This window comes from Actinomadura rugatobispora (assembly GCF_042656285.1).
GTDB classification, from domain to species: domain Bacteria; phylum Actinomycetota; class Actinomycetes; order Streptosporangiales; family Streptosporangiaceae; genus Spirillospora; species Spirillospora rugatobispora.
The window spans coordinates 1-16,053 of the sequence record NZ_JBHSON010000158.1 but is presented as its reverse complement, the minus strand read 5'-3'; the positions used below and the strand labels follow the sequence as shown (position 1 = coordinate 16,053).

General features: G+C 74.1%; 14 protein-coding genes. 10 read left to right on the top strand and 4 right to left on the bottom strand.

Features of this window, described 5'->3' with window-relative positions; genetic code table 11:
* The first annotated feature begins 281 nt into the window (after positions 1-281).
* The gene (locus tag ACFPZN_RS53595; RefSeq protein ID WP_378292669.1) at positions 282-1,004 is read left to right on the top strand and encodes a phosphoribosyltransferase; all 723 of its coding nucleotides are present in this window, start codon (positions 282-284) and stop codon (positions 1,002-1,004) included.
* Entirely contained in the window at positions 1,001-1,645 is a 645-nt protein-coding gene (locus ACFPZN_RS53590; RefSeq protein WP_378292667.1) for a dienelactone hydrolase family protein, read from the top strand. Before ACFPZN_RS53595 ends, ACFPZN_RS53590 begins: the two co-directional genes overlap by 4 nt.
* Positions 1,646-1,998: 353 nt before the next feature.
* Here ACFPZN_RS53590 and ACFPZN_RS53585 read toward each other — a convergent pair whose 3' ends face one another.
* From ACFPZN_RS53585 to ACFPZN_RS53570, 4 genes are all read right to left on the bottom strand, one after another.
* Positions 1,999-2,295 (bottom strand): WhiB family transcriptional regulator, encoded by a 297-nt coding sequence (locus ACFPZN_RS53585; RefSeq protein WP_081640018.1) that lies wholly within the window; start codon positions 2,293-2,295, stop codon positions 1,999-2,001.
* Between the two features lie 192 nt (positions 2,296-2,487).
* Positions 2,488-3,342, bottom strand: coding sequence for a sucrase ferredoxin (locus ACFPZN_RS53580; RefSeq protein ID WP_378292665.1), 855 nt, complete (start codon positions 3,340-3,342; stop codon positions 2,488-2,490).
* Positions 3,343-3,563: 221 nt separating this feature from the next.
* Positions 3,564-5,108, bottom strand: a complete 1,545-nt coding sequence (locus ACFPZN_RS53575) for a glycerol-3-phosphate dehydrogenase/oxidase (RefSeq protein WP_378292663.1) — start codon at positions 5,106-5,108, stop codon at positions 3,564-3,566.
* Positions 5,105-5,725 (bottom strand): TetR/AcrR family transcriptional regulator, encoded by a 621-nt coding sequence (locus ACFPZN_RS53570; RefSeq protein ID WP_378292661.1) that lies wholly within the window; start codon positions 5,723-5,725, stop codon positions 5,105-5,107. Before ACFPZN_RS53570 ends, ACFPZN_RS53575 begins: the two co-directional genes overlap by 4 nt.
* Before the next feature lie 17 nt (positions 5,726-5,742).
* Between ACFPZN_RS53570 and ACFPZN_RS53565 the strand changes: the two genes are divergently transcribed.
* The 8 genes from ACFPZN_RS53565 to ACFPZN_RS53530 all read left to right on the top strand — a co-directional run bounded on the left by ACFPZN_RS53565 (position 5,743) and on the right by ACFPZN_RS53530 (position 15,884).
* Entirely contained in the window at positions 5,743-7,359 is a 1,617-nt protein-coding gene (locus tag ACFPZN_RS53565; RefSeq protein ID WP_378292659.1) for an FAD-binding oxidoreductase, read from the top strand.
* 5 nt (positions 7,360-7,364) lie between these two features.
* Complete coding sequence (locus ACFPZN_RS53560; RefSeq protein ID WP_378292657.1) at positions 7,365-8,255, top strand: diacylglycerol kinase family protein; 891 nt, start codon at positions 7,365-7,367, stop codon at positions 8,253-8,255.
* Between the two features lie 297 nt (positions 8,256-8,552).
* On the top strand, positions 8,553-8,951 hold the full coding sequence (locus tag ACFPZN_RS53555; protein ID WP_378292655.1) for a YccF domain-containing protein: 399 nt from the start codon (positions 8,553-8,555) through the stop codon (positions 8,949-8,951).
* A 295-nt stretch (positions 8,952-9,246) separates the two neighbouring features.
* Complete coding sequence (locus tag ACFPZN_RS53550; protein WP_378292652.1) at positions 9,247-9,783, top strand: DUF485 domain-containing protein; 537 nt, start codon at positions 9,247-9,249, stop codon at positions 9,781-9,783.
* 41 nt (positions 9,784-9,824) lie between these two features.
* Complete coding sequence (locus ACFPZN_RS53545) at positions 9,825-11,459, top strand: solute symporter family protein (protein WP_378292671.1); 1,635 nt, start codon at positions 9,825-9,827, stop codon at positions 11,457-11,459.
* A gap of 176 nt (positions 11,460-11,635) precedes the next feature.
* A complete protein-coding gene (locus ACFPZN_RS53540) occupies positions 11,636-13,312 on the top strand; it encodes a metallophosphoesterase family protein (protein WP_378292650.1) in 1,677 nt (558 codons plus the stop codon).
* A 126-nt stretch (positions 13,313-13,438) separates the two neighbouring features.
* Complete coding sequence (locus tag ACFPZN_RS53535) at positions 13,439-13,939, top strand: DUF4234 domain-containing protein (protein ID WP_378292648.1); 501 nt, start codon at positions 13,439-13,441, stop codon at positions 13,937-13,939.
* Positions 13,940-14,063: 124 nt separating this feature from the next.
* A complete protein-coding gene (locus ACFPZN_RS53530; RefSeq protein WP_378292646.1) occupies positions 14,064-15,884 on the top strand; it encodes a bifunctional 3'-5' exonuclease/DNA polymerase in 1,821 nt (606 codons plus the stop codon).
* Positions 15,885-16,053 lie beyond the last annotated feature (169 nt).

Sequence of the window (16,053 nt, the reverse complement as noted above, 5' to 3'; positions counted from 1 at the left end):
CCCCCGACAAGCAACACCGCAGGGTGAATTGAGGGGCCCAAGACCTCGCACAAGCCCATCGGCTCATTGGTGGTGCGTGGACCTGGGTGATTGAGGTTCCACGTATGGATGGCCGTTGGGGGGTGCAGGGGGGCGGAGCCCTCCCTGCCGGGGGCGTGGGGGCGGAGCCCCCACCGGGGGGTGCGCGCCCTGGAGCGAGCCCCCAGGCGAGCGGAAGGGCGCGAACACCCCGCCCCGGGGGTCTGGGGGGTGGCCCCCCAGGTAGATAAGGGGTGACGCTGATGCGCTGGAACAGGAACGAGGGCGATCGTCCTTCCGTCCGGCTTCCGTTCACCGATCGTGCCGAGGCGGGGCGGGTCCTCGCCGAATGGCTGGTGCCGCTCGATCTCGACGGGGCGGTGGTCCTCGCGCTGCCCCGGGGTGGTGTGCCGGTCGCGTTCGAGGTCGCGCGGAGGTTGTCGGCGCCGGGCCGGCCGGCTCCGCTGGACGTGCTGGTGACCCGCAAGATCGGCTATCCGCGGCAGCCGGAGCTGGGCGTGGGGGCCATCGCCGAGGGCGGCGAGCCCGTCTTCGATCATGACCTTCTCGCGCGGCTCTCGCTGGAGGAGGCGGATCTGGCCGGCACCGTGGAGGCCGAGCGCGCCGAGTTGGTGCGCCGGGTGCGCGCCTACCGGGGCGATCGTCCGCTGCCCGCTCTGAAGGGGCGGTCGGTGATCGTGGTGGACGACGGGCTGGCCACCGGAGGGACGGCGCGGGCGGCGCTGCGGGCCGTGCGGCGGCGGGGGCCGTCGCGGCTGGTGCTGGCGGTGCCGGTGGGGGCCGCCGAGACCGTGCGGGCGATGGAGCGCGAGGCCGACGAGGTGGTCGTGCTGGCCGCGCCCTGGTCGTTCCGGGCGGTGGGGCAGTGGTACCGGCGGTTCGAGCAGCTGTCGGACGGCGATGTGATCGGGTTGCTGGACCGTTACGCGGCCCGGGAGGCGGCGGCGCGGGGGACCGATCGATGACGGGGGTCCAGGTGCCCGTCGGCGACGTGCTGCTGGAGGGGGATCTGGTCGAGCCGTCCGGCTCCCGCGGAATGATCGTCTTCGCGCACGGCAGCGGCAGCGGACGGCACAGCCCGCGCAACCGGCAGGTGGCCATCGCGCTCAACGCCGAGGGGTTCGGCACGCTGCTGTTCGATCTGCTCACGGTCGACGAGGAGACCGAGGACCGGCGCACGGCGCGGCTGCGGTTCGACGTGCCGTTGCTGGCGGGACGGCTCGGGGAGGTGGTGGCCTGGGTCCGGGCGGAGGGTCCTGTCGGGCTGTTCGGCGCCAGTACGGGGGCGGCCGCGGCGCTGGTCGCGGCGGCGGCCTCGGCCGAGAGCGTCGGTGCGGTGGTGTCGCGGGGCGGGCGGCCCGATCTGGCCGCGCGGGCGCTGGAGGAGGTGCGGGCGCCGACGCTGCTGATCGTGGGGGGCCGCGACCTGGAGGTGCTGTCGCTGAACGAGCGGGCCCTGGAGGGCATGGACCAGAGCGTCGGGCACCGGCTCACGGTGGTGCCGGGGGCCGGGCATCTGTTCGAGGAGCCCGGGGCGCTGGAGGAGGTGGCCCGGCTGAGCGCGGAATGGTTCTCCGCCAATTTGCGAGAATGGCCCGCACCGTGATGGCGAATGCGGTAATGGCGGGAGTTTCTCGTCGGCCATTAAGGGCGGGCGGGCACACGCACATGTGATGCACATGTGATGAACGGTCGTGCCGGAAGGGTCCTGATCCGTTCGTGATGCCCGGTCCGGGAACCCCGGAGGTCATCCGGAGTTCCCGGACCGGGCAACGCAAACGGCCCCGCGGGGCGGGGCCGTAACGTTTTCCGGTGGCGTGCCGGGGTGCGCGAGGGGAGCGGGCCGCTTCCGCGGGCCGTGGCCGCGGGAGCGGCCTCACGCGCCGGGTACGGGTCCGTGCACGTCACCGTGCACGTGGCCTGCGCGAGCGGGCCGGACCGCCGGGCCGAAGCCGGTGGTCAGGCGGCGTTGGCGCGGCGCATCCGGCGACGGCGCTCGGAGGCGCGCTCGTCCTCGTTGAGGCCGCCCCAGGTGCCGTACTTCTCGGGCCGGGACACCGCGTAGTCCAGGCACTCCGAGCGGACGGGACAGCCCATGCAGATCTGCTTGGCCTTGCGCTCGCGAATCTCGCGCTCTGGCTGACGCTCGCCGTCGGGGCCGAAGAAGAGCACGAGGTCTTCCCCCCGGCACGCCGCGGCGTCCTGCCAGCCCCAGCTGGGACGAGGGAGGTTTGCCTGCCGACGTACCTGAGCCATGGAACACCCACCTTGATTGGTTTTGCTGAGCAATTTCGGACATGGACGCTCGACATGCTTCGAAGACATGCGTCAGAAGCGCCGAAAGGTCCAACGTCTAGAGTTGCCGCTCTGTTCCCCTCCCCGCCCGGTTCACCGGGTGCCTGAGGGGCCGTGCGACAGTGGAGACCCTCGAATGGGGCCTTGGAGAGATTACACGAGGGCCGCTTCGTTGAGAAGGGTGATGTCCCTAACAAAGTAGGTCCGGAGGTTCTCCTGGCAGTCCGGGCCGCACGGATCATTCGTGCGGGACGGCCCTCCATGGGCCTGTGCGCCGCTCTCGAAGATCACCCGGTAACGGTTCCGGCGGGCCCGGACCACGGCCTCGTACGGCGATGTCCCGGTGACCGATTCCACCGTCACGCCACCGATCTCGAAGATCCCGGAATGCTCGCGGACGAAGTGCTCGGCGGCCTGGACGGGTTCGGGGTTGCCGGCCCGTCCGCGCAGCCGGTCCAGGCTGACCTGGCCTTTCAGGTATGCCTCGACCGCTGCCGTGGCCTCCTGCGGGCCAAGGTCGCCGTAGTACAGAGCGTGTGGGAGACATACGAGATTCGCGGCGTAGCGGTCGCCACCGACATGGGTCGTTTCCCATACAAAGGCGCCAAAACGCGCTGAGAGGAACCGGGCGAGCGGAGCCCCGGTCCGGGCGCAGCACACGTTGCGCCGCCCGTGCGTGCACACCAGCAGCAGCGGGTCGGCCACGGGCTCTCCGAAACCGGGCCGGACGCCCGCCGCCACCGCGCGCAGGTCGAGCCCGGCCAACTCGGCGGGGTCGGCCAGCTCGCGGCCCTCGAGCCAGACGTCGTCGCCCGCGGAGTAGCCCGTGTACACCTGGACGGGCGGGGTGGCGCGGCGCCGTCCGGGGCGGCGGATGAGCTGGGGGCGGACGCCGGCGGCCAGGGCGGCCCGCACGGCGTCGGTCACGGGGCCGGGCTCGGCCAGGTTCTCGATGCGCTCGGGCCAGGGGCCGGGGTGCTCGATCAGCAGCCAGCCGCGCGGCTTCACGGTCGCGCTGGCCAGGCACGGCCGATCGCCCGAGTGGCTGCCCGGGCAATGATCGCAACTGTTCCGGCGCGTCACGCGGTCCCCCCGACGATCAGTTTTTCTTAGGTTAGGGTAACCTAACCCAGAATCCGGCGTCGTAACCACGTGACACGCGTCATAGTGCGTGACGGCGGTGGCATGTGTGTTCACGCCACGTGACGCGCCTGAGGCCGGGGGCGGGGTCAGCGCGGGGTGCGGTGGGCCTCCAGCGCCGCCTCGGCGGCGGGCACGGCGGCCTGGCGGTCGGCGGCGACCAGGCCGATCCGGGTCCGCCGGTCCAGGAGGTCGTCCACGTCCAGGGCGCCCTCGTGTTGGACGGCCCAGGCCAGCTCCGCCCGCAGGACGGGCAGCCCCGGCGCGACCGGCTGCAGGAGGTCCTCCCCGCCGCGGGCGAGCAGCGGTGCCTCCGCGCCGTAGCGGCGGACCAGCCGGGCCGGGGCGTCCAGGGCGGCCAGCCGTTCCGGCGGGGCGGCCCCCACCAGCGGCATCCGGGCCGTGCGGCTGCGGCGTCCGGCGGCGCCGGGCAGGGCGTGCGCGAGCGCGGCGTCCACCGCGTCCTCGGCCATCCGCCGGTAGGTGGTCAGCTTGCCGCCGACGATCGTCACCACGCCGTCCGGCGAGGTCAGCACCCGGTGGCGGCGGGAGAGGTCGGCGGTCGTGCGGTGCCCGCCGTCCAGCAGGGGGCGCAGGCCCGCGTACGCGCCGGCGACCTCGTCACGGCGCACCGGGACGTCCAGCGCCGAGCCCAGCACGTCCAGCAGGAACCCGATCTCGCCCTCGGTGGGCTCGGGCACGTCCGGGATCGGGCCGTCGGCGGGCTCGTCGGTCAGGCCCACGTAGACCCGGCCGTCGCCCTGCGGCAGCACCAGCAGGAAGCGGGCGGTCGAGCCGGGCACGGGGATCTGCATGCCCGCCGCCAGTCCCGCCAGGCTCCCGGCCCGCAGGACCAGGTGGGTGCCGCGCGACGGGCGCAGCCGCACCCCGTCCACCAGGCCCCCGGCCCACACCCCGGCCGCGTTGATCACCGAGCGGGCGCGGACGCTGATCGTCTCGCCGGTCGTCTCGTCCCGCACCAGCGCCCCCTCGCCGGTGAGCGCGAGCGCCCGGCAGCGGGTGAGGATCCGGGCGCCGTGCGCGGCGGCGGTCCGCGCGATCGCCGTGACGAGCCGGGCGTCGTCGGCGACCTGGCCGTCCCACGACAGCAGCCCGCCGCGCAGCCCGTACGGCCGCAGCGGGGGCGCCGCCCGCAGCGTCTCCACCGCCGACAGCCCGCGCGGGCGCGGCAGCACGGCGCGCGGGGTGCCGGCGGCCAGCCGCAGCGCGTCCCCGGCCGTCAGCGCGCCGCGCACCAGCGCCGCCTGGCGCCGCGTCACCAGCGAGGTGAGCGGCATGACGAACGGCAGGGCGCGCACCAGGTGCGGGGCCGTGCGCCGCATCAGCACGCCGCGCTCGACGGCGCTCTCGTAGGCCACGTCCACCTGGCCGGAGGCCAGGTAGCGCAGGCCGCCGTGGATCAGCTTGGAGCTCCACCGGGACGTGCCGAACGCCAGGTCGTGCGCGTCGATCGCGGCGACGCTCAGGCCGCGCGAGGCCGCGTCCAGGGCGGCGCCCGCGCCGGTCGCGCCGAGCCCGACGACCAGGACGTCGACCACCTCGCCGGGGAGGGCGGCCAGCTCGCGGGCGCGGCGGGCGGCGTTCAGGGACGAGCCCGCGGGGCCGGTGTTCACGGGGCCAGGGTCCTCTCCAGGATGTGCGCCAGCTCGGCGTCGAACGCGTCGTCGCGCAGCTCGGGGTCGGCGGCGTCGGTCATGGTCCGCGCCGACAGCGCGAACGACTGGACGACCAGCAGCAGCGCGCGGGCCTGCCGCTCGGGATGGCCGGGACGGATCGAGCCGTCCTGGTGGCCGGCCCGCAGCGTCCGCTCGAACATCTCCAGGAAGGCCAGCTGGCTGGTGCCGCAGCGCTCCAGCACGTAGGGCAGCAGCAGTTCCGGGTCCACCTCGACGATCTTGCGCAGCAGCGGGTGGGCGCGGAACGCGCGCACCCCCGCGACCAGGCCCTCCACCATCCGGGGGCGGACCGGCCCGGCGTCCTCGGGGGGCTGCGCCGCGGTCGCGGTGGCCAGCCACTCGCGGGTCATCAGATCGCCCACCAGGGAGCGCACGTCCGGCCAGCGCCGGTACAGCGTCATCCGGGAGACCCCGGCGCGCCGGGCGACGTCGGTCAGCGTCGTGCGGCGCACCCCGACGGCCAGCACGCAGTCGCGGGCGGCGTCCAGCACGGCGTCACGGCGGTCCTCGTCGCCGGAACCTGCGTCCATCGTCTTGTGACGTTCTGACGTCATATGTCACAGTGTAAGCCATGGAGATCCGGGACATGCTGTGGAGCGGCTGGGGCGACCCGGCCAGGGCCACCCCGCTGCCGGACGCGGCGACCGGCCTGCTGCGCGAGCTGCTCGGCGTCCGGCCGGCGACCGAGCCGCCGGTCGCGCTCGCGGACATCGACGTGCCGGCCTCCCGGCTCCCCGCCGGCTGCCCGGCCGCCCTCGCCAAGGCCGCCGGAGGCGAGGCGCACGTGCGCGCCGACGCCGAGTCCCGCGTCCGGCACACCCGGGGCAAGTCCACCCCCGACCTGCTGCGCATCCGGTCCGGCGACGTCGCCGACGCCCCGGACGCCGTCGTCCTGCCCGGGTCGCACGACGAAGTCCTGGCCGTGCTGCGGGCGTGCGCCGAGCACCGCGTCGCTGTCGTGCCGTTCGGCGGCGGCACCTCGGTCGTCGGCGGTCTCGCCCCGCAGGGCGGGCGCCCGTTCGTCGCCCTCGACCTGCGCCGCATGGACGCGCTCGTCTCCCTCGACCCGGTGTCGCGCACCGCCGTCCTCCAGCCGGGCCTGCGCGCGCCACGCGCCGAGGAGCTGCTGCGCGAGCGCGGTTTCACGCTCGGGCACTACCCGCAGTCCTACGAGTGGGCCACCATCGGCGGGTTCGCCGCCGCGCGCTCCAGCGGGCAGGCGTCCGCCGGGTACGGGCGCTTCGACGAGATGGTCACCGGCCTCACCGTCGCCACCCCCGAGGGCACCCTCGACCTGGGCCGCGCCCCCCGGTCCGCCGCCGGACCCGACCTGCGGCAGCTCGTGCTCGGCTCCGAGGGCGCGTTCGGCGTGATCACCTCGGTGGCGGTCCGGGTGCGGCCCGTGCCCGAGGCGGCCGCCTACGAGGGGTGGCGCTTCCCCTCGTTCGAGACGGGTGCCGCGGCGCTGCGCCGCCTCGCCCAGGACGGCCCGCTGCCCACCGTGCTGCGGCTCTCGGACGAGACCGAGACCGCGATCGGCCTCGCCGACCCTGCCGCCGTCGGCGGTTCCCTTCCGTCGTCGGGGACCGCCGGCTGCCTGGCCGTCCTGGGATTCGAGGGCGCGCCGGACGAGATCGCCGCCCGGCGGGAGGCGACCCGGGCCGTCCTGGACGAGCAGGGCGGCGAGCCCCTCGGAGCCGGGCCGGGGGAGAAGTGGGAGCGCGGCCGCTTCGACGCCCCCTACCTCCGCGACGCCCTCCTGGACGCCGGCGCCTTCGCCGAGACGCTGGAGACCGCCGCGTTCTGGTCGGGCATCCCGCGGCTCTACGCGGCCGTGCGGGAGGCGCTGATCCGCGAACTCGCCGGGGCGGGCACCCCGCCGCTGGTCATGTGCCACATCTCCCACGTCTATCCCGCGGGCGCCTCGCTCTACTTCACGGTCGTGTCCGCGCAGGGGAACCCCGCGGTCGCGCACTGGGAGAGGGCCAAGCACGCCGCCGGCGACGCGATCCTCGCCGCGGGCGGCACCATCAGCCACCACCACGGGGTCGGCACCGACCACCGCGACCGGTACGCCCGCGAGATCGGGCCGCTCGGCATGGAGATCGTGCGGGCGGTCAAGCGCCGGGTCGATCCGCACGGCATCCTCAACCCCGGCGTCCTCACCGCCCCCCTCGCCCAGGAGTGATCCCGATGCCGCCCGCCCGCCGACTCTTCACCGCGGTCGTCAACCCCTCCGCCGGGGGGTCGGCGGCCGCCGCCTCCCTGGTCCCGCTGGCCCGCGCGCTGCGCGAGGCCGGCGCGGAGATCCTCGTGGAGTACAGCCGCGGCCTGGAGCACGCCGGTGTGCTCGCCGCCGGCGCCGCCAAGCGCGGGCACGTGGTGCTGGGCGTCGGCGGCGACGGCCTGGTCGGACGCGTCGGCGGCGCCCTGGCCGGCACCGGCGCGCTCTTCGGCATCGTCCCGGCCGGGCGCGGCAACGACTTCGCGCGCCAGCTCGGCGTCCCCTCCGACCCGGCCGCGCTGGCCCGGCTGCTGCTGGAGGGCGAGCCGCGCGAGGTGGACGCCGTCGAGGCCAACGGCGTCCCCGTGCTGGGCAGCGTGTACGCGGGCGTGGACGCCGTCGCCAACGACAACGCCAACCGGACCCGGGTGCTGCGCGGCTCGGCGGCGTACTACGTCGGCGCGCTGCGGGCCGTCCTGGCCTGGCGCCCCGCCGCCTACCGCGTCACGGTGGACGGCGAGGTCCTCGAACGGCGCGGCTACACGGTCGTCGCCGCCAACTCCGGCTACTACGGCTTCGGGCGCCGCATCGCCCCGGACGCCCGGGTCGACGACGGCCTGCTGGACGTGGTGATCATCAAGGACGCCCCCCGGCCGCTGTTCTTCGCCGTGATGCGCGAGCTGGAGGACGGCTCGCACGTGCGCCGCCCGCAGGTGGAGGTGCTGCGCGGCCGGGAGGTGCGGATCGAGCTGGCCGCGCCGGGCCGGACGCTGCCGTACGGGGCCGACGGCGAGCTGCCCGGGACGCTCCCGGTGACCGCCCGGATCATGCCGGGCGCGCTGCGCGTGCTCGCCCCCTGACCTCGGGAAGGGGTGAGGTTACGCGCGCGTTCCGTAACCTTGGGCCCCTCATTGGACCGATTTACGCGGGCATTACGGACGTCCGGATAGTGTTAATTGTGTCCCGCTAAGGGACCCATGGGTCGTCTGTGCGGACATCATGAGAAGGCGACAGCTCGCCGTTCTGGGGGGACTCATGATGCGCACAGGCGCCCTGTACGCGGTGGCGCCGGCGCCCCCGGGGGTTGGCGCCGGCGCTCACCGCGCCGCACGCGCCCGTTCCCGGGGCGCGGCGCCCACGCCACGTAGAGTGGTCCGATGCGCACCCTGCTGAACATCATCTGGCTCGTCCTGTCGGGGTTCTGGCTGGCGATCGGGTACGCGGTCGCCGGGATCATCTGCTGCATCCTGATCATCACCATCCCGTTCGGCATCGCCGCGTTCCGCATCGCGCTCTTCGCGCTCTGGCCCTTCGGCAACACCGTCGTCCGCAAGTCCGGCGCCGGGGCCGGCTCCTGCCTCGGCAACGCGATCTGGGTGGTCGTGGCCGGCTGGTGGCTGGCGCTGGGCCACCTGGTGACCGGCATCGCGCTGTGCATCACGATCATCGGCATCCCGTTCGGAATCGCCAACTTCAAGCTCATCCCGGTGTCGCTGCTGCCGCTCGGCCGGGAGATCGTGCCCACCGACGACCCCCGCGCCTTCGTCGTCGAGTAGCCGGCGGATACCGGGCGGATACCGCGCGGACGCCGCGCGGACAGCGGGCGGGTCCGGCCGGATCGGCGGACCGCCTGCGCCGCGCCGGGCCACCTCACTACTCTCCCTCGGGTCCCTACTCTTCGTGAGGCCGAGGTCTCGTTCCGGCATCGAGCGCGCATCGACCGGGTCTCCACCTCTATTGGCACCAACCAAGATCTTGGTCAAATAGCCCCCCATCGGCCACGCCGGTGCCGCCGGTCACCGCGCCGTGCGCGCGGTGCCGCGGCGGAGTGACCCATAGCCGGAGGTGTGTGTGACAACGGACTCCCCAGGGCCCGCGACGCCGGCGCCCGCCGGAGGCGGCGGGCTCGACGAGGCGGCCTTCGCCCAGATGAACCAGAGCCCCGAGTTCCAGCGGCTCAAGTCGACCTTCCGCCGCTTCGTGTTCCCGATGACCGCGGCGTTCCTGATCTGGTACCTGCTGTACGTGGTGCTGTCGGCGTACGCGCGCGGCTTCATGGGCACCAAGGTCCTCGGCAACATCAACGTGGCGCTGGTGTTCGGCCTCCTCCAGTTCCTCTCCACCTTCCTCATCGCGTGGGCGTACGAGCGGCACGCGCGCCGCAAGCTGGAGCCGCTGGCCGCCCAGGTCGCCGCTCCCGGCGCCGCCCCCGCGGCCCTGGTGCCCGAACCGGCTCCGGCGCCCGACGACGCCGTGAAGAAGGCCCCGGCCGCCGAGGAACCCGCCGCCGACGGACCCGCCGAGGGATCCGCGGACGAGGCCCCGGCCGGCAAGGACCCGTCGGACGGGACCGAGGCCGGCGACGGCCGCGAGGAGGAGAAGAAGTGACGCCACTGCTCGCCGGGCCGCTGTCGGCGGTCCCGACCGGGGTGCTCGCGGCCCCCTCCGAGAACGAGCACCGCACGTTCTCGCTGGTCCTGTTCGCCGTCTTCGTGGCCGCGACCCTCTGGATCACGATCTGGGCCAGCCGCCAGACCCGCACCGCCGCCGACTTCTACGCCGGCGGACGGCAGTTCTCCGCCGTCCAGAACGGGCTGGCGATCGGCGGCGACTACATGTCGGCCGCCTCGTTCCTCGGCATCGCCGGCATGTTCGCGCTGTCGGGCTACGACGGGTTCCTGTACTCGATCGGGTTCCTGGTCGCCTGGCTGGTGGCGCTGCTGCTGGTGGCCGAGCTGCTGCGCAACTCGGGCCGCTTCACCATGGCCGACGTGCTGGCGTTCCGGATGCGGCAGCGGCCGGTCCGCGCCGCCGCCGGCATCTCCACGATCGTGGTCTCGATCTTCTACCTGCTGGCGCAGATGGTCGGCGCGGGCGCGCTGGTGGCGCTGCTGCTGGGCGCCGAGGGCGAGGCCGCCAAGATCTGGACGATCGTGGTGGTCGGCGCGCTGATGATCTTCTACGTCACGGTCGGCGGGATGAAGGGGACCACCTGGGTCCAGATCGTCAAGGCCGTGCTGCTGATGGGCGGCGCCGCGGTCATGACCGTCTGGGTGCTGGCCAAGTACGGGTTCAACCTCTCCACCCTGCTGGGCGCCGCCGCCGACGCCAGCGGCAAGGGCCAGGCGTTCCTGGAGCCGGGGCTGAAGTACGGCGCCACCGACATGTGGTCCAAGCTCGACCTGCTCTCGCTCGGCCTGGCGCTGGTGCTGGGCACCGCGGGGCTGCCGCACATCCTGATCCGCTTCTACACCGTGCCCAACTCCAAGGCCGCCCGTGCCTCGGTGAACTGGGCGATCGGCATCATCGGCACGTTCTACCTGATGACGCTGGTGATCGGGTTCGGCGCGGCGGCGCTGGTCGGCAGCAAGGAGGTCGCGGCGCAGGACAAGGGCGGCAACACCGCGGCGGTGCAGGTCGCCCAGGAACTCGGCGGCGGTCCCGGCTCCACCGGCGGCGCGATCTTCCTGGCGATCATCGCGGCGGTGGCGTTCGCGACCATCCTGGCCGTGGTCGCCGGGCTCACCCTGGCGTCCTCGTCCTCGTTCGCGCACGACCTGTTCGCCAACGTGTTCAAGCGCGGCAAGACCACCGAGCGCGACGAGGTGCGGATGGCGCGGATCGCCGCGCTGGTCATCGGCGCCGTCGCGATCGTGCTGTCCATCTTCGCCCGCGGGCTGAACGTGGCGTTCCTGGTGGCGCTGGCGTTCGCGGTCGCCGCCTCGGCCAACCTGCCGACGCTGCTGTTCTCGCTGTTCTGGAAGCGGTTCAACACCGCGGGCGCGGTGGCCGGCATCTACGGCGGGCTGATCTCGGCGGTGGCGCTGGTGATGTGCAGCTCCATCTGCTGGGGCGGCAAGTCCGCCACCCTGCCCAAGGGCAACCCGGACGCGCTGTTCAGCGAGACGATCGTGGCGCCGTTCCCGATGCAGAACCCGGGGCTCATCTCCATCCCGCTCGGCTTCCTGTGCGCCTATCTCGGCACGGTGCTGTCGAAGGAGAAGACCGACGAGAAGTTCGCCGAACTCGAGGTCAGGGCGCTCACCGGCACGGGAGCGCACTGACCCGTCCACGCCCTCGTCCGCGCCGCGGCGCCGTCCCCAGCCGGGGGCGGCGCCGCGGCGTTTCGGCGCCAGGGGCGCGGTCGGGTGACACAGGTGTTCCGGATTCGCTTGACGCAGAGATCACCCGGCCCAATACATTTGGCCCTGACCCCCTCGAAACCCCCCGGAGGTTGCTTGTGCGCGCCGAGGAGGCGGAGGCACCCGGACGCGGGCCCGACAACTCGCGTGACTCGGAGGCCGGAGCCGGCTGGGAGTGCGGGACGCGCGGCGGCTTCTGGGAGCTGATGCCCGAGCGCGTCTCCAAATTCTCCTGGCGCCGTCCCCTGGTGCTGTGGCAGTCCCGCAACGACGTCATCGCCAAGGTGTTCGGCGACCCGTCCAACGGTATCCGCCGCCGCTGCGTCTCCGCGCTCGCCGAGCGCGGCACCCGTGCCGGGTTCACCATGCACCGCTCGGACGAGGCGTTCTCGTTCCTGCTGCTCGGCGACACCGGCGAGGGCGACCGGTCGCAGTACGCGGTGGTGCCGCCCGCGCTGCGGGTCGGCGCCGACACCGACTTCATGGTGATCGTCAGCGACGTCATCTACCCCAGCGGCGAGGCCGCCGACTACCCGGAGAAGTTCTTCCGCCCGTACAAGGACTATCCGGGGCCGATCTACGCGGTGCCCGGGAACCACGACTGGTACGACGGGCTGCGCGGATTCCTGCGCGTGTTCTGCGACCTCGACCTCGACTGCCGCCCCGAGCCGTGGAAGGGGGCGCTCGGGTTCGTCCCGCGGCTGCTGTGGCGGCGTTCCGGGCCGGTCGACGGGAAGGCGCTGGCGGAGGCGCGGGAGCGCTACCGCGGCGCGCCGGGGCAGCACGCGCTCCAGCCCGGCCCGTACTGGGTGATCGACACGCCCGCGCTGCGGATCGTCGGCATCGACACCGGCATCACCGGCGGCCTCGACCGCGCCCAGGGCGCGTGGCTGCGCGAGGTGTCGGCCGGGCCCAAGCCCAAGCTGCTCATCACCGGCAAGCCGCTGTACGTGGACGACAGCGTCCGGCCCGGCGAGATCGAGGGCGGCGGCACGGTCGACGCGATCGTGAAGGACCCCGAGCACCACTACGTCGCCGCGATCGGCGGCGACATCCACAACTACCAGCGCTACCCGGTGCGGGTCGGCGACCGCACCCTGCAGTACCTGGTGACGGGCGGCGGCGGCGCGTTCATGCACGCCACCCACACCATTCCCAGGACGCACGTGGCCGACGAGCAGGACTTCCGCTGCTACCCGCTGCGCGGCGACTCCCTCTCCCGCTACAGCAGGCTGTACGGGCGGGTGCTGCGGCTGCCGAAGCTGTTCGAGCTGACGCCGCAGGAGGCGACCGAGGCGATCCGGTACCGGCTGGGGATCGAGCCGGGGCGAGGGTACGGCGGCGATCCGTCCCCGTCGTCGGCGGCCAGGGGCATGGACTCCGGAGACCGGCGGCGGTCGATGCCGGGGTCGCCCGCGGCGTCGAAGCCGCCGGGGCGGGGCCGGGACGCGGTGGTGCCCTCGCGGCGGGTGCGGTTCGTGGCGTCGCTGCTGGGCGTGCCGCGCGGGCAGCGGCGCCGTCGGGGGATGACGCGGCTGCCGGTGCGCAAGGTGCCGCAGCGGTTCCGCTCGGAGATGGCCGACTGGGACCGCCCGCCGTTCTTCAAGAGCTTCCTGCGCGTGGACGTGACCGGGGCGGAGCTGCGCATCCGCTGCTACGCCGCGACCGGATGCGGCGACCAGGAGCTGCGCCCGCCGTGCGAGGACGAGGTGACGATCCCGTTGCGCCAGGACGGCACGCGCAGTGGAAATCGGGATATCTCACCTGATCTATAGAAAATCAGCGCGTTGTTCAGGTAGGCCGTGCTCGTCTGTCGTACAGTCGGGCGTCGTCATCACTGATCGTCAAGGAACCCGGGTGCCGGGCCCCACCGGAGCCGCGCCCTCAGGAGTGAGCACAGCATGAGCTACCCGCAGCAGGGTGCGCAGCAGCACTACCAGCAGCCCCACCAGGGCCAGCAGGCGCCGGTGCACGCGCCGCAGCACGCCCCGGCCGCCGCCGGGACCGGCCTCAACATGAAGCGCCGCAACCCGGTGGGCGCCTGGCTCGGCCTGCCGATCATCACCTTCGGCATCTACGGGCTGGTCTGGTTCTACAAGGTCCACGCCGAGCTGTTCAACTACGACCGCCGCACCGGCGCCGCCGCCACCAACGCGCTGCTCTCGATGATCTTCGGCTTCGTCACGCTGGGCATCTGGCCGCTGGTCATGTTCGTGAAGCTGGGCGGCCGCATCGCGCAGGCGCAGCGCGCGGCGGGCCTGGCCCCCTCGTGCAGCGGCGGCCTCGGCTTCCTGCTCGGGATCTTCGGTTTCGGCGTGCTGTACTACCAGCTCCAGCTCAACAAGATCGTGGACCGGTACGGCGACGTGCCCGAGGGCCAGCAGGTCTCGCTGGCGGCCTGACCCGCCGCCGGACCGCGCCACGACGGCGCCACGACAGCGCCGAGACGGCGCCGCGAACCCCTCCGCCCTCTCCGGGCGCGGAGGGGTTCGCCGTTTTGTCGGTGCCCCCGGCGAGAATGACCGGGTGAGGATCGCGGTGGCCGCCGCAGAGGGCGGCGGGGGTGCGCTGCGGCCGCTCGCCGACGACGGCGCGCCCGCCGGCCCCGCCGAGACCGTCGGCGACCTGGCGGCCGCCATCGCCGAGCGCGAGCGCGCCGCCGGGCCGCGCTGGGTGTGGCCCGCCACCGCCCGGCTCTACCCCCGGCTGCTGGAGGCGGGGGTGCGGGTCGCCCGCTGCCACGACCTCGAACTGGTGGAGAGCCTGCTGCTCGGTCACCAGGGGCGGTACGGCGAGCCGCGTTCGGTGCGGGCGGCGTGGGCGCGGCTGCGCGGCGAGCCCGTCCCCGCCGATCCGCCGCCCCCGCAGGAGGCCCCGCCGCAGGGCTCGCTGTTCGACACCTCCTCCGATGCCGCCTTCGACGCGTCGTTCGAGGCGTCCTTCGGCGAGGAGGGTCCCGGCGCGGGCGGGCGCCCCGTCGCCGAAGGCCCCGGGCGCGGGCTCCACTCCGCCGCCGGCGAGCTCGAACGGATCGTCGCCGTGCACGCCGAGCAGCTGCGGCGCGTCGCCGAACTGCCCGGCTTCGCCCTGCTGGCCGCGGCCGAGTCCGCGGGTTCGCTGGTCGCGGCCGAGATGGGCCACGACGGGCTGCCCTGGTCGGCCGAACGCCAGGACGAACTGCTCACCGAACTGCTCGGCCCCCGCCCGACCGGCGGCATGCGGCCGCGCAAGCTGCAGGCCCTGGCCGACCGGATCAACGCCGCGTTCGGGCTGCGCACGCCGGTCAACCCCGACTCGCCCGCCCAGATCATGAAGGCGTTCGCGGCGGTGGGCCTGCCCGTCACCTCCACCCGCGCGCACGTGCTCAAGCGCGTCGACCACCCGGCGGTGCCGCTCCTGCTGGAGTACAAGGAGCTGTCCCGGCTGCACACCGCGCACGGCTGGACCTGGGCCGACACGTGGGTGCGCGGCGGGCGGTTCCGTCCCGAGTACGTCGTCGGCGGCGTGGTGTCCGGCCGCTGGGCCACCAACGGCGGCGGCGCGCTGCAGATCCCGCGCGTGCTGCGCAGGGCGGTGGTCGCCGATCCGGGCTGGTCGCTGGTCGTCGCCGACGCCGCGCAGCTCGAACCGCGGGTGCTGGCCGCGCTCGCCGGAGACCGGGCGTTCGCCGCGGCCGCCGCCGAGGGCGATCTGTACGCCGCGCTGTCGGAGGCGTTCCGCGGCACCGCCTCGGACGGGGCGACCGCGCGCGACCAGGCCAAGATCGCGCTGCTGTCGGCGATGTACGGCGGCGGCACGGGCGAGGCGGTGCGGCTCCTGGCCGTCCTGAAGAGCCGGTTCCCGCAGGCGTTCGAGTACGTGGAGGCCGCGGCGCGGGCGGGGGAGCGGGGCGCGCTCGTCCGGTCGCGGCTGGGCCGCACCTGCCCGCCGCCCTCGGCCGGCTGGCGGCGGCTGACCTCCGAGGGCGACGAACCCGGCGGCGACGGGGACGGGGCCGGCGCGTCCGGCGAGCCCGGCGGCGGGGCGTCCCGCCAGGTCACGGCGGCGCAGGCGCTGCGCAGCCGGGGCCGCTTCACCCGCAACTTCGTCGTCCAGGCCACCGCCGCAGACTGGGCGCTGGCGCTGCTGGCCGCGCTGCGCCGGCGGCTGGCCGAGCTCGGCCGGCCGCGCCTGGTGTTCTTCCAGCACGACGAGGTCGTCGTGCACGCGCCCGCCGAGCTCGCCGACCAGGTCCGCGAGGCCGTGCACGCCTCGGCGGAGGAGGCGGGGCGGCTGCTGTTCGGCCGGACGCCGGTCGTGTTCCCGATGGAGGTCGCCGTGGTCGACTGCTATGCCGACGCCAAGTGAGGCGGGTGCGGGTGCGGGTGCCGGGGCGCCCGGCACCCGCCGCCCGCTAGACGGTTGATTCCAAGGGGTTTGGGTGCGGTCAGTGATCAAAAGCGGTGAGTGATCGTTTGACCTGTTGGCCGGTGTGGTCGTTGTGCCAGATCGCTGCGGTCAGTGCCAGCACCCGGAC